The sequence below is a fragment of the Pseudomonas sp. B12(2026) genome, from assembly GCF_057767015.1.
The window spans coordinates 1,771,601-1,784,698 of the sequence record NZ_CM173430.1 but is presented as its reverse complement, the minus strand read 5'-3'; the positions used below and the strand labels follow the sequence as shown (position 1 = coordinate 1,784,698).

The following is a 13,098-nucleotide window of genomic DNA, read 5'->3' as shown; positions in this document are numbered from 1 at the left end:
GAATGCGCCGCGCCGGGAAAAGCGCGGCGCGACGGATCACGCGCCGGCGGCGACGGTTTCCGGCGGCAGCAATGCGCGGCCGTAACCCTCGACGAACTCCGCCGGCATGCGCTTGGGCTTGCCGGTGGACAGCTCGATGCAGACGAAGGTGGTCTGCGCGCGCAGCAGGGTCAGGGCGTCGGCGGGGCGTACCAGCTGGAAGTGCCGGGTCATCCGCAGGCGCTGGTCGGATTCGACGATCCAGGTGCCCAGTTGAAGTTGGTCGCCTTCATAGGCGGCGGCCAGGTAGTCCACCTCGTGGCGCACCACCGCCATCGCCCGGTCCAGCCGGCGGTACTCGGCCAGGTCCAGCCCCAGCCGCTGCGAATGACGCCAGGCGCAGCGCTCCAGCCAGCTGACGTAGACGGCGTTGTTGGCGTGGCCGAGACCGTCGATGTCCTCGGGCTTGACCTCGATGTCGATGACGAACGGATCGGGCAGCTGCCAGCTCATGCGGAATGCTCCAGGCTTGCGGCCAGCTCGCGCGCTTCGATGGCCAGTTGGGTGATCTGGTCCCAGGCGCGGGCGCGCACCAGGCTCGGTGGCGCGATCCAGGTGCCGCCGACACAGGCGACGTTGGGCAGGCGCAGGACGTTGAGCAGGTTTTCCTGGGTGATGCCGCCGGTCGGGCAGAAGCGGATGCCGGTGAACGGGCCCTTCAGGCTCTTGAGCATCCGGATCGCCGCGTTGCCGTCGGCGGGGAACAGCTTCAGCGAGCGGTAGCCGTACTCCAGCGCCACCAGCACTTCCGAGGGCGTCATCACGCCCGGCAGGAAGGGCATCTTCGCGTCCTCGGCAGCGGCCACCAGACGCGGCGTGCAGCCGGGGCTGACAGCGAACTGCGCGCCGGCATCGCGGGCTTCCTGGAACTGTTCGGTGTGGATCAGGGTGCCGGCGCCGAGGATCACCCCGGGCAGCTCGCGGCGGATTTCCGCGAGGGCGTCCAGCGCCTGCGGCGTGCGCAGGGTCACTTCCAGCACCCGCACCCCGCCATCAAAGAGCGCGCGGGCGAGGTCCGTGGCCAGCGCCACATCCTCGATCACCAGCACCGGCATGACCGGGCGCGCCTGCTGCAGCACCCAATCCATCGACAGACTCATGCGTTCCCCCAGTCGGCCGCCCGCGTGCGCAAGACCTCGCGCCCAGGCCGGGGCAGCCGGAAATGCCCGGCAGTCTACGCCAGGCCGCCGAGCCTGACGACCTGCAACGGGCCATCACACAACGAAAACGGCGGCCCGTGGCCGCCGTTATCAGGCTGCTGAATGACTCAGGATGCCAGGGCCAGTGCGAGCGGCTCCTCGACGCCCTCCAGCAGCGCCAGCACCGCCTCCGACAGCGCGACGTCGGCCAGCACGCGATGGTGCCCGCCGTCCGGCAGGCGCAGCAGCCGGCTGCCCGGCCAGGCCTCGTGGATGGCGACGGATTCCGCCACCCGCACATGCCGGTCATCCTCGGCGTGCACAACCAGGCCGGGCATGTCCAGCGCGTAGCGCGCCACATCCAGTTGCCGGGCCGGAATGCCCGCCTGCCGCTCGACCTGGCGGATGAAGCTCGAACGCGCCTGCGGCGGCAGGCCGACGTGGCGGGCGAAGCCGCGCAGCACGCTGAGCACCTTGCTCGGCGCGGCGATGGTCACCAGGGTCTCGCTGCGCAGGCCCATCTGGGTCGCCAGCAGCGCGCTGGCGCCGCCCATGGAATGGCCGATCACCGCGCGCAGCGGCGGCAGCTCACCGGCCGCCTCCAACAGGGCGCGGGCGAACAGCACGACGTCCGCCTCGCTCCCCGGCGAGCGGCCGTGGGCCGGGCCATCGAGGGCGACCACCCCGTAGCCGGCGCCGACCAGCGTCTCGATCAGCGCGGCGAACTGCGTCGGGCGCCCTCCCCAGCCGTGCATCAGCAGCACCGCCGGCCCCTCGCCCCAGCGCAGCGCGGAGAGGCCGAAGCGCAGGGTGATGCGCTCGGAACTGGCCAGCAGCGGCAGCTCCCAGTCGCGCGGCGGCAGCTCATGGGGCGTCATGAACAGCTGACGCATGCGTTGTGCCGCCCAATACGGCGCAACGCGGCCCAGGGTGGCGTTGATTCCTCGAACCCAGCTCAGACTGCTCATTTTTCCGCACCTCCTCAGATCACCGCTTTCTTCGCGGCACGCAGGACACGATCGGACAGGTCGCCCTTGCCCAGGGCTCGGGCCAGCGCCAGTCCGCCAATCATCAGGGCCATGTCGCTGAGCACCACGTCGATCTCCTCCGGGCGCCCGGCGAGGCTCGCCACCATCAGCTCCACGTGCTCCTCCAGCGCGGCGCGGAAGCCTTCCGGCAGATGCGCCACTTCGCTCAGGGAGCTGGGGATCGGGCAGCCTTCGTCTTCGGTGTCGCGGTGCTTGCGCGACAGGTAGAACTGCGCCGCCAGGGCGCGGCGCTCGGCGAAGCTCAGTTGCGGGTCGAACATCTTCAGGCCGACCCGGCGCTTGCTCAGCAGTTGGCGGAACGCCTCCAGCATCAGCGCGTCCTTGCTCTCGAAGTGCGCATAGAAGCCGCCCACGGTCAGCCCCGCCGCCGCCATCACCTCGCCCACGCTGGGGTCCACCGGACCGCGCTTGAGCAGTGCCTGGGTGGCGGCGCACAGGATGCGTTCGCGGGTCTGGGCCTTCTTGTCGCTCATGGCTTCACTCCAAAATATTATGGTCAGAATATTATTCTCATAATAAAAATCGGCAAGCCGAAAGCGCGACCGCTGGTCGGGAAGGAATTTTCCGGAGGGAGAAAAACAAAAGGGCCACTCGAAGATTGAGTGGCCCTATAGGCACCGCAGAGCGGTAAAAATGGCGTCCCCTAGGGGACTCGAACCCCTGTTACCGCCGTGAAAGGGCGGTGTCCTAGGCCACTAGACGAAGGGGACATGACCTTCGAAGAAACCTGCCTCGCGGCAGATTCTGGCTTCATCCCGATTGGGAAATTGGTGGAGCTAGACGGGATCGAACCGTCGACCTCTTGCATGCCATGCAAGCGCTCTCCCAGCTGAGCTATAGCCCCAGATGACTCTGGCTGACGACGCGAACGCATCGTCGCTGGATAAGTGGCGTCCCCTAGGGGACTCGAACCCCTGTTACCGCCGTGAAAGGGCGGTGTCCTAGGCCACTAGACGAAGGGGACGCAAACCTTCGATTTCAGCCTCATCCGGACCGACGAGGCTTACTAGTAATTTGGTGGAGCTAGACGGGATCGAACCGTCGACCTCTTGCATGCCATGCAAGCGCTCTCCCAGCTGAGCTATAGCCCCAAAGTACCGCTGGATCTACCGTTCCGTGTCGCCCTGCCAGGCAGTTCGTCGCTGGAACGGGGCGCATCTTAGGGGCGAGGCGAATCCCTGTCAACATTATTTTTTCAGATTTCTAATTTTTTTCTCCCACAGAACAATCACTTATGTGACAGCCCCGATTTCCGGCCGACGAAATGGCCGCCCCGGTTGCCCTCCTCCGTCCTTGCCGATCAGGTAGGCACGGATATGAAAAAGGCCGGGCACCCGTAGGTGGCCGGCCTTTTTCAGTGTAGGAAAGAACTCAGGCGCCGATGGCGTCGCGGATCTTTTCCCACTCCTTGGCTTCTTTCTTCGACGCACCGCCCAGCAGCTCCAGGGCCTGGCGCAGGCGGAAGCGCGACAGGTCGGCGCCGAGGATTTCCATGGCGTCGAGCACCGATACCGAGCTGGCCTGGCCGGTGATGGCCGGGAACATCAGCGGCATCACGTCGCGCAGCTTGAGGCCCAGGTGTTCGGCCACGGCCTGGATGGTCGCGGTGATCCTGTCCTTCTCCCACTGGCGCAACGCTTCGAGCTTCCACAGCACCAGTTGCAGCACCTGGCGGACCTGGGTGGCGTCGAGCTTCTTGTGCTCGAACAGCTTGGCGTCCAGCTGCACGCCGCCGCTGAAGAAGAAGCCGGCCAACGGGGCGATCTGGCTGAAGTTCTCCACGCGGCCCTGCACGTGCGGGGCGATCTGCATCAGGTACTCGGGGTTGAGCGCCCACTTCTGCACTTCTTTCGCGAAGTCCTCGACGGACAGCTCGCGGATCCACTGGCCGTTCAGCCAGGAGAGCTTCTCCAGGTCGAAGATCGGACCGCCGAGGGACACGCGGGACAGGTCGAAGTGCTCGATCATCTCCGCCAGGCTGAACTTCTCGCGCTCGTCCGGCATGGACCAGCCCATGCGGCCGAGGTAGTTCAGCAGCGCCTGGGGCAGGAAGCCCATGCGCTCGTAGAAGGTGATGGAGGTGGGGTTCTTGCGCTTGGACAGCTTGCTCTTGTCCGGGTTGCGCAGCAGCGGCATGTAGCAGAGCACCGGTTGCTCCCAGCCGAAGTACTCGTACAGCTTGATCAGCTTGGGCGCCGAGGGCAGCCACTCTTCGCCACGCAGGACGTGGGTGATGCCCATCAGGTGGTCGTCGACCACGTTGGCCAGGAAGTAGGTGGGCAGGCCGTCGGCTTTCATCAGCACCTGCATGTCCATGCGGTCCCACGGGATTTCCACGTCGCCGCGGAGCATGTCCGGTACCACGCAGACACCCTCGGTCGGCACCTTCATGCGCACCACATGGGATTCGCCGGCGGCGATGCGCCGGGCCGACTCTTCCCTGGGCAGGTGCATGCAGTGACCGTCGTAGCGCGGGGTTTCCTTGCGCGCCTGCTGCTCGGCGCGCACGGCGTCGAGGCGCTCGGCGGAGCAGAAGCAGGGGAAGGCATGGCCCTTCTCGACCAGCTCGTCGCTGTACTTCTGGTAGATGGCGCCGCGCTCGCTCTGCCGGTACGGGCCGTGCGGACCACCGACGTCCGGGCCTTCGTCCCACTCGATGCCCAGCCAGCGCAGCGCGTCGAAGATCTGCTGTTCCGATTCGCGGGTGGAGCGCAGCTGGTCGGTGTCCTCGATGCGCAGGATGAACTGGCCGCCGTGCTGACGGGCGAAGCAGAGGTTGAACAGCGCGATATAGGCGGTACCGACGTGCGGGTCGCCGGTGGGAGACGGCGCGATACGGGTGCGGACAGTGGTCATGAAGGCTCTCATGTGAATCGGTGAGGACAGCGCGCGCCGGGACAGGCGCTCATGGACGCGATGGTATCAGGCGGGCCGCCCCCGGCTCCAGCCAACGCTCCGCATCGATCGGCAGGTTGTTGATCAGGAAATCCAGGAAGGCCTTCACCTTCATCGCCTGGAAGCGCCGCGACGGGTAGACCGCGTAGAGCTCGCCGACCGGCAGTTGCACCTGCGGCAGGACGCGCACCAGGCTTCCGCTGGCCAGCTGTTCGTCGACGATCAGCTGCGGCAGCGAAGCGATCCCGGCGCCGGCCAGCACCGCTCCGCGGGCGAAGGTGATGTTGTTGCACGACAGCACCCGATGGCAGGGAATGCTTTCGCCGAGCAGCGGCCAGTAGCGCTGGGAGTCGGCCTGCAACAGCACGGCGCGATGGCCGGCCAGTTCCTCGACCTGCTGCGGCTGGCCATGCAGCCTGAGGTACGCCGGACTGGCGCACAGGCAGCGGTTGGTGGTCAGCATGCGCCGGGCGATCAGGGTGGAGTCTTCCGGCTGGCCGACCATGATGACGATGTCCACGCCCTCCTCCAGCGGATCGACGCTGCGCGAGGTCAGCTCGACCTCGGCGGTGATCTGCGGATAGAGGTTCATGAAATCGCCCAGCACCCTGGCCAGGTACATCTGGCCGAACTCGATGGGCGCGGTGATGCGCAACAGTCCCGACGGTGCCTGTTGCAGCTGCATCACCGCCTGCTCGGCCTCGGCGAAGTCATACATGATCTGCCGGCAGCGCTCGTAGTAGGCCTGCCCCACTTCGGTCAGGCGCAGCTTGCGGGTGGTGCGGTTGATCAGGCGCACGCCCAGGCGCTCTTCCAGCAGCGCAATGCGCCGGCTCACCGTGGACTTCTGCATGCCCAGGCTCTGCGCGGCCTGGGTAAAGCTGTGCAGCTCCACCACGCGGGTGAAGATCAGCGCATCATCCAGCCCCATGATTGTTCCCTATAAGCAACAAAGTTTCCGAAGTGTAGCGGCTACGTGCCGCCACGGAACACTGGTACATTGGCAAACATTTTTCGCCAACCAAACGCTCGTTCGCCTATGCCTGCCCAACTGCAACGTCGCCTGACCGTGTTCCTCGTCATCCTCGTGGTGGTCGCCCTCGCCTTCCTGGCGCGCTGGTACTTCATCGGCCGCTTCGTCGAGGGCACCGACAACGCCTACGTGCAGGGCGAGATCACCCGCATCGCCAGCCAGCTCGGCGCCCGCGTCGACGAAGTGCTGGTGCAGGACAACCAGCACGTGGAAAAAGGCCAGTTGCTGGTGCGGCTCGAGGCCGACGACTTCACGCTCGCCCTGGATCGCGCCAAGGCCACCCTGGCCACCCGCGAGGCGGAACTGCAGCAGGCGCGCAGCAAGCTCAAGGGCCAGTCGAGCGCCATCGCCGCCAGCGAGGCCGACGTGAACGCCAGCCAGGCCACCCTCGGCCGCGCCGAGGTCGATCTCGGCCGCGCCCAGGCGCTGCGGGGGCCGGGCTACGTCTCGGAGGAGCGCGTCACCACCCTCACCGCCGACTCCCGCGTCGCCCGCTCGCAGGTCGCCAAGGCCCAGGCGGACCTGCAGGCCCAGCGCATCCAGCGCGACACCCTGGGCACCGACATCCAGCGCCTGCAGGCGCAGATCGAAAGCGCCCGCGCCGATATCGCCCAGGCCGAGCTGAACCTCGCCCGCACCGAAATCCGCGCGCCGGTGAGCGGCCTAGTCGGCCAGCGCAACGCCCGCATCGGCCAGTACGTGCAGGTCGGCACCCAGCTGCTGTCGCTGGTGCCGGACGACGGCATCTGGATCCAGGCCAACTTCAAGGAAACCCAGATCGGCAAGATGCGCCCGGGACAAAAGGCGCGGCTGGTGTTCGATTCGTTCCCCGACAGCCCCATCGACGGCGAAGTGCAGAGCCTGTTCGCCGCCTCCGGCGCGCAGTTCAGCCTGCTGCCGCCGGACAATGCCACCGGCAACTTCACCAAGGTGGTGCAGCGCATCCCGGTCAAGATCACCTTCGCCGACGACAACCCGCTCAAGGGCCTGATCCGCCCGGGCATGTCCGTCGAGGCCGAGGTCGAGTTGCGTGTCCGCTGACGCCCTGGTGCGGCCGATCGGGGAACCGACCCGCCGCGACTGGATCGCCGTGTTCAGCGCCATGCTCGGCGCCTTCATGGCGGTCCTCGACATCCAGATCACCAACTCCTCGCTGAAGGACATCCAGGGCGCGCTGGCCGCCACCCTGGAGGAAGGCTCGTGGATCTCCACCTCCTACCTGGTGGCCGAAATCATCATGATCCCGCTCACCGCCTGGCTGGTGCAGCTGCTTTCGGCGCGCCGGCTGGCGGTGATGATCTCCATCGGCTTCCTGTTCTCCTCCCTGCTCTGCTCCTTCGCCTGGAACCTGGAGAGCATGATCGTGTTCCGCGCCATGCAGGGCTTCACCGGCGGCGCGCTGATCCCGCTGGCCTTCACCCTGGCGCTGATCAAGCTGCCGGAGCACCACCGGCCCAAGGGCATGGCGCTGTTCGCCATCACCGCCACCTTCGCGCCCTCCATAGGCCCGACCCTGGGCGGCTGGCTGACGGAGAACTTCGGCTGGGAATACATCTTCTACATCAACATCCCGCCGGGCCTGCTGATGATCGCCGGCCTGCTCTACGGCCTGGAGAAGAAAGCCCCGCACTGGGAACTGCTGAAGAGCACCGACTACGCCGGCATCGTCACCATGGCCATCGGCCTGGGCTGCCTGCAGGTGTTCCTGGAGGAAGGCCATCGCAAGGACTGGCTGGAATCCAGCCTGATCGTCAGCCTGGGCAGCATCGCCCTGGTCAGCCTGATCCTCTTCGTGATCCTGCAGACCTCGCGGCCCAACCCGCTGATCAACCTGGGTATCCTGCGCAACCGCAACTTCGGCCTGTCGAGCATTTCCAGCATTGGCCTGGGGATGGGCCTGTACGGCTCGATCTACGTGCTGCCGCTGTATCTGGCGCAGATCCAGGGCTACAACGCCATGCAGATCGGCGAGGTGATCATGTGGATGGGCGTGCCGCAGCTGTTCCTCATCCCGCTGATTCCCAAGCTGATGAAGATCATCGAGCCGCGCCTGCTCTGCGCCCTGGGCTTCGGCCTGTTCGGCGCGGCGAGCTTCTTCTCCGGCACGCTCAACCCGGACTTCGCCGGCCCGCAGTTCAACCAGATCCAGCTGCTGCGCGCCCTCGGCCAGCCGATGGTGATGGTCACCATCTCGCTGATCGCCACCGTCTACCTGCAGCCGCAGGACGCGGGCTCGGCGTCGAGCCTGTTCAACATCCTGCGCAACCTCGGCGGCGCCATCGGCATCGCCCTGCTGGCGACCCTGCTGGATAGCCGCGCCAAGGTCTATTACGACTACCTGCGCGAAGCGGTGGTGCCGGTGAACGGCGCGGTCGACGAGCGCCTGGCGCAACTGGCCGCGCAACTGGGCAGCCAGCAGGCGGCGCTGGGCAAGCTGAGCGAGATCGTCCACCAGCAGGCGGCGATCATGGCCTACAACGACGCCTTCCACGCCATCGGCGTCGTCCTGGCGGTCAGCATGCTCGCGGTGCTGCTGACCCGTCCGCTGCCAGCGACCATGAGCGCCGACGCGGCCGCCGCCGCGCACTGAAGGCCCTTCCGTTCTCTGCCCCTGCAGGAGCGAGCGTGCTCGCGAACCTGTCTGGCAGCGGAGCCACAGCTCGTAGGATGGGTGGAGCGCAGCGATACCCATGTTGCCGGTACTCGGAATCGATGGGGTTCGCTGCGCTCTACGCCATCCTGCGGGAGCGCCAGGGAAGACAGGTGCTGGAGCCTGCCCCCGCCCCTTTCCGACCAATCACTCCATCGAAACCATGCGTTCGCGCAGCTTGCCGATCTCGTCGCGCACACCGGCCGCGGCCTCGAATTCCAGGTCGCGGGCCAGCTGGTACATGCGTTCTTCCAGCTGCTTGATGCGCTTGGCGATCGCGTCCGGCGTGCGCAGCTCGTTCTCGTAGCGGCCGCTTTCTTCCGCGACCTTCGCCAGGCTCCGGCGCTTGCCCTTGGCGCCCGGCACCACGGCGCCTTCGAGGATGTCCTTGATGTCCTTCTTCACGCCCTTGGGCACGATGCCGTGCGCTTCGTTGAAGGCGACCTGCTTGGCGCGGCGCCGCTCGGTCTCGTTGATCGCCCGCTGCATCGAGCCGGTGACGTTGTCGGCATAGAGGATCGCCTTGCCGTGCAGGTTCCGCGCGGCGCGGCCGATGGTCTGGATCAGCGAGCGCTCGGAACGAAGGAAGCCTTCCTTGTCCGCGTCGAGGATCGCCACCAGCGCCACCTCGGGCATGTCCAGCCCCTCACGCAGCAGGTTGATCCCCACCAGCACATCGAAGGTGCCCATGCGCAGGTCACGGATGATCTCCACCCGCTCCACGGTGTCGATGTCCGAGTGCAGGTAGCGCACCCGCACGTCGTGGTCGCCGAGGTAGTCGGTGAGGTCCTCGGCCATGCGCTTGGTCAGGGTGGTGACCAGCACGCGCTGGTCCTCGGCCACGCGCCGGCGGATTTCCGAGAGCAGGTCGTCGACCTGAGTGGTCGCCGGGCGGATTTCCACTTCCGGGTCGACCAGGCCGGTGGGGCGCACCACCTGCTCGATCACCCGGCCGGCGTGCTGTTCCTCATAGGGGCCGGGGGTCGCGGAGACGAAGATGGTCTGCGGGCTGATCGCCTCCCACTCCTCGAAGCGCAGCGGCCGGTTGTCCAGCGCCGAGGGCAGGCGGAAGCCGTATTCCACCAGGGTTTCCTTGCGCGAGCGGTCGCCCTTGTACATGGCGCCGACCTGGGGAACGCTGACGTGGGATTCGTCGATCACCAGCAGCGAATTGGCCGGCAGGTAGTCGTAGAGGGTCGGCGGCGGCTCGCCGGGACCGCGCCCGGAGAGGTAGCGCGAGTAGTTCTCGATGCCGTTGCAGTAGCCCAGTTCGAGGATCATCTCCAGGTCGAAGCGGGTGCGCTGCTCCAGGCGCTGGGCTTCCACCAGCTTGTTGCTGTTGCGCAGGTAGTCCAGGCGCACCTTGAGCTCGTCCTTGATCTGCTCCACCGCCTCCAGCAGCGTTTCCCGCGGGGTTACGTAGTGGCTCTTGGGGTAGAAGGTGAAGCGCGGCAGCTTGGTGAGCACCTCGCCGGTCAGCGGGTCGAAGGCGGCGATGTTCTCCACCTCGTCGTCGAACAGCTCGACGCGGATGGCCTCCAGGTCCGATTCCGCCGGGAAGATGTCGATCACGTCGCCGCGCACGCGGAAGGTGGCGCGGGCGAAGTCCATGTCGTTGCGGGTGTACTGCAGGCTGGTCAGGCGGCGCAGCAGCTCGCGCTGGTCCATGCGGTCGCCGCGGTCCAGGTGCAGGACCATCTTCAGGTAGGACGCCGGGTCACCGAGGCCGTAGATCGACGACACGGTGCAGACGATGATGGCGTCCTCGCGCTCCAGCAGCGCCTTGGTCGCCGACAGCCGCATCTGCTCGATGTGGTCGTTGATCGAGGAATCCTTCTCGATGTAGGTGTCCGAGGACGGTACGTAGGCCTCGGGCTGGTAGTAGTCGTAGTAGGAGACGAAATACTCCACCGCGTTGTTCGGGAAGAAGGTCTTGAACTCGCCGTAAAGCTGCGCGGCCAGGGTCTTGTTCGGCGCCAGGACCATGGTCGGGCGCTGCACCTGGGCGATGACGTTGGCGATGCTGAAGGTCTTGCCGGAGCCGGTCACCCCCAGCAGCGTCTGGTGCGACAGGCCCGCCTCCAGCCCTTCCACCATCTGCCGGATGGCTTCCGGCTGATCGCCGGCGGGCTTGAAGCGCGAATCCAGCTGGAATAACGACATGGGAACCTCGCTTTGGCGTGTGACGCTTCGGTCGCCAAAGCGTCTTACCAGTCGAAAGCATGCGCGACAACTCGCCGCCTGCCATAGAGGCCTATATAATACCGGCCCGTCGACGCAACCCCCAGCGCCGTGAGCGGGGGGCTGCAATTGCACTTCACTCCCGCCTTAGAGCTGCCGCCAAAATGAGTCTGTTCTCCGCTGTCGAAATGGCCCCCCGCGACCCCATCCTGGGCCTGAACGAAGCTTTCAACGCCGATACCCGTCCGGGCAAGATCAACCTGGGCGTTGGCGTGTACTACAACGAGGAAGGCCGTCTCCCGTTGCTGCGCGCCGTGCAGGCCGCGGAGAAAGCCCGCATCGAGGCCCATGCCCCGCGCGGCTACCTGCCGATCGAAGGCATCGCCGCCTACGATTCGGGCGTGCAGAAGCTGCTGTTCGGCGCTGACTCCGAGCTGCTGGCCGAAGGCCGCGTGGTCACCACCCAGGCCGTCGGCGGTACCGGCGCGCTGAAGACCGGCGCCGACTTCCTCAAGCGTCTGCTGCCCAACGCCACCGTCGCCATCAGCGACCCGAGCTGGGAAAACCACCGCGCGCTGTTCGAAGCCGCCGGTTTCCCGGTGCAGAACTACCGCTACTACGACGCCGCCACCCACGGCGTGAACCGTGCCGGCCTGCTGGAAGACCTCAACGCCCTGCCCTCGCAGTCGATCGTGGTGCTGCACGCCTGCTGCCACAACCCGACCGGCGTCGACCTCTCCATGGACGACTGGAAACAGGTCCTGGACGTGCTCAAGGCCAAGGGCCACGTGCCCTTCCTCGACATCGCCTACCAGGGCTTCGGCGACGGCATCGACGAAGACGCCGCCGCGGTGCGCCTGTTCGCCAAGTCGGGCCTGAACTTCTTCGTTTCCAGCTCCTTCTCCAAGTCGTTCTCGCTGTACGGCGAGCGCGTCGGCGCCCTGTCGGTGGTGACCGACAGCCGCGAGGAGTCGGCCCGCGTGCTGTCCCAGGTCAAGCGCGTGATCCGCACCAACTACTCCAACCCGCCGACCCACGGCGCCAGCGTCGTCGCTGCCGTGCTGAACAGCCCGGAACTGCGCGCGGTATGGGAAGAAGAGCTGGGCGAAATGCGCACCCGCATCCACGCCATGCGTGAAGCCATGGTCGCCCAACTGGCCGCCCAGGGCGCCAAGCGCGACTTCGGCTTCGTCGCCCAGCAGCGCGGCATGTTCTCCTACTCCGGCCTGACCGCCGAGCAGGTGGAGCGCCTGAAGAACGAGTTCGGCATCTACGCCGTCGGCACCGGCCGGATCTGCGTCGCCGCGCTGAACAACGGCAACCTGGACACCGTCACCCGCGCCATCGTCCAGGTGCTGTGAGCAATTAAGGGGAAGTCATCGCAACGATGTTGACTTCCCCTTTTTAATCAGTAAGATACAGCCCCGTTGTTCCGCGATAGCTCAGTCGGTAGAGCAAATGACTGTTAATCATTGGGTCCCTGGTTCGAGTCCAGGTCGCGGAGCCAAATTCGAAGCCCTCGGCACATGCCGGGGGCTTTTTCTTTTCCGCCCGGAAAAGAAAGCCGGTCAATGACCGGCTTATTTCGTTCTGCCCCCCCTCAGAGTGAAATCCTGTCCCGATTCTTGTCCAGGGTTCCCTTGCCAATCCCTTTCACTTCCAGGAGCTGGTCGACACTGGTGAACGGGCCGTTTGCCGTACGGTAGTCGACGATCGCCTGGGCCTTGACCTTGCCGATGCCTTTCAGCACGTCCTGCAATTCCTCCACGGTCGCGGAGTTGATGTTCACCGTGTCGGCATTCGCGACCGGCGCTGGCGCCTTGTCGGCGGGTGCGGCGGACTCGATGGCAGGTTTGGCGGCAGGCTCGGTCTTGGCTGCTGCTTCGGCAATATCGGCGATTGCTGCGCCGGAAACACCGGCGAAGGAAAGGCTGGCCAACAGGGCGATTCTTGCGATGGATGTCAGGCTTCTTTTCATGGAGCGTTCCGTGATACGTCAGGTTGCTAGGCGGACGCCAATGCGCCGCCTGGGAAACATATCGCCGGGAATGTCCGTGAAAACGCCGCTTTAAAGAGTCGGCGGCAATCTCCGTCGCCGCCGACAAATCGCAA

Annotated in this window: 11 protein-coding genes and 5 tRNA genes; 4 read left to right on the top strand and 12 right to left on the bottom strand. The window is 66.1% G+C overall.

The window, feature by feature from the left end; genetic code table 11:
• Positions 1-36 precede the first annotated feature (36 nt).
• From AC3B6A_RS08310 to AC3B6A_RS08265, 10 genes are all read right to left on the bottom strand, one after another.
• Positions 37-492 carry an acyl-CoA thioesterase gene (locus tag AC3B6A_RS08310; RefSeq protein ID WP_488401923.1) on the bottom strand — a complete coding sequence of 152 codons (456 nt, stop codon included), beginning with the start codon at positions 490-492 and terminating at the stop codon, positions 37-39.
• Positions 489-1,139, bottom strand: coding sequence for a bifunctional 4-hydroxy-2-oxoglutarate aldolase/2-dehydro-3-deoxy-phosphogluconate aldolase (locus AC3B6A_RS08305; RefSeq protein ID WP_488401922.1), 651 nt, complete (start codon positions 1,137-1,139; stop codon positions 489-491). The genes AC3B6A_RS08310 and AC3B6A_RS08305 overlap by 4 nt, the downstream gene beginning before the upstream one ends.
• A gap of 167 nt (positions 1,140-1,306) precedes the next feature.
• Positions 1,307-2,146, bottom strand: a complete 840-nt coding sequence (locus AC3B6A_RS08300; RefSeq protein ID WP_488401920.1) for an alpha/beta fold hydrolase — start codon at positions 2,144-2,146, stop codon at positions 1,307-1,309.
• Between the two features lie 14 nt (positions 2,147-2,160).
• Positions 2,161-2,700, bottom strand: a complete 540-nt coding sequence (locus AC3B6A_RS08295) for a TetR/AcrR family transcriptional regulator (protein WP_488401919.1) — start codon at positions 2,698-2,700, stop codon at positions 2,161-2,163.
• Positions 2,701-2,861: 161 nt separating this feature from the next.
• Positions 2,862-2,937: transfer RNA gene (locus AC3B6A_RS08290), tRNA-Glu, on the bottom strand.
• Positions 2,938-2,995: 58 nt separating this feature from the next.
• A tRNA-Ala gene (locus tag AC3B6A_RS08285) sits at positions 2,996-3,071 on the bottom strand.
• Positions 3,072-3,115: 44 nt separating this feature from the next.
• Positions 3,116-3,191, bottom strand: a tRNA-Glu gene (locus tag AC3B6A_RS08280).
• Positions 3,192-3,242: 51 nt separating this feature from the next.
• Positions 3,243-3,318 (bottom strand) — tRNA-Ala (locus tag AC3B6A_RS08275).
• Positions 3,319-3,598: 280 nt separating this feature from the next.
• Positions 3,599-5,083, bottom strand: a complete 1,485-nt coding sequence (gene gltX, locus AC3B6A_RS08270; RefSeq protein WP_488401917.1) for a glutamate--tRNA ligase — start codon at positions 5,081-5,083, stop codon at positions 3,599-3,601.
• Between the two features lie 49 nt (positions 5,084-5,132).
• Positions 5,133-6,053, bottom strand: coding sequence for a LysR family transcriptional regulator (locus AC3B6A_RS08265; RefSeq protein WP_488401916.1), 921 nt, complete (start codon positions 6,051-6,053; stop codon positions 5,133-5,135).
• A gap of 108 nt (positions 6,054-6,161) precedes the next feature.
• Between AC3B6A_RS08265 and AC3B6A_RS08260 the strand changes: the two genes are divergently transcribed.
• Both AC3B6A_RS08260 and AC3B6A_RS08255 read left to right on the top strand, forming a co-directional pair.
• Positions 6,162-7,196, top strand: a complete 1,035-nt coding sequence (locus AC3B6A_RS08260) for an HlyD family secretion protein (RefSeq protein ID WP_488401915.1) — start codon at positions 6,162-6,164, stop codon at positions 7,194-7,196.
• On the top strand, positions 7,186-8,745 hold the full coding sequence (locus AC3B6A_RS08255) for an MDR family MFS transporter (protein ID WP_488401913.1): 1,560 nt from the start codon (positions 7,186-7,188) through the stop codon (positions 8,743-8,745). The genes AC3B6A_RS08260 and AC3B6A_RS08255 overlap by 11 nt, the downstream gene beginning before the upstream one ends.
• A gap of 207 nt (positions 8,746-8,952) precedes the next feature.
• Here AC3B6A_RS08255 and uvrB read toward each other — a convergent pair whose 3' ends face one another.
• Entirely contained in the window at positions 8,953-10,968 is a 2,016-nt protein-coding gene (uvrB, locus tag AC3B6A_RS08250) for an excinuclease ABC subunit UvrB (RefSeq protein ID WP_488401912.1), read from the bottom strand.
• A gap of 182 nt (positions 10,969-11,150) precedes the next feature.
• Between uvrB and AC3B6A_RS08245 the strand changes: the two genes are divergently transcribed.
• Positions 11,151-12,347 carry an amino acid aminotransferase gene (locus tag AC3B6A_RS08245; RefSeq protein ID WP_488401910.1) on the top strand — a complete coding sequence of 399 codons (1,197 nt, stop codon included), beginning with the start codon at positions 11,151-11,153 and terminating at the stop codon, positions 12,345-12,347.
• Positions 12,348-12,417: 70 nt separating this feature from the next.
• Positions 12,418-12,493 (top strand) — tRNA-Asn (locus AC3B6A_RS08240).
• A 93-nt stretch (positions 12,494-12,586) separates the two neighbouring features.
• On the opposite strand, the gene AC3B6A_RS08235 is transcribed toward AC3B6A_RS08240, so the two are convergent.
• The gene (locus AC3B6A_RS08235) at positions 12,587-12,964 is read right to left on the bottom strand and encodes a ComEA family DNA-binding protein (protein ID WP_488401908.1); all 378 of its coding nucleotides are present in this window, start codon (positions 12,962-12,964) and stop codon (positions 12,587-12,589) included.
• Between the last annotated feature and the right edge of the window lie 134 nt (positions 12,965-13,098).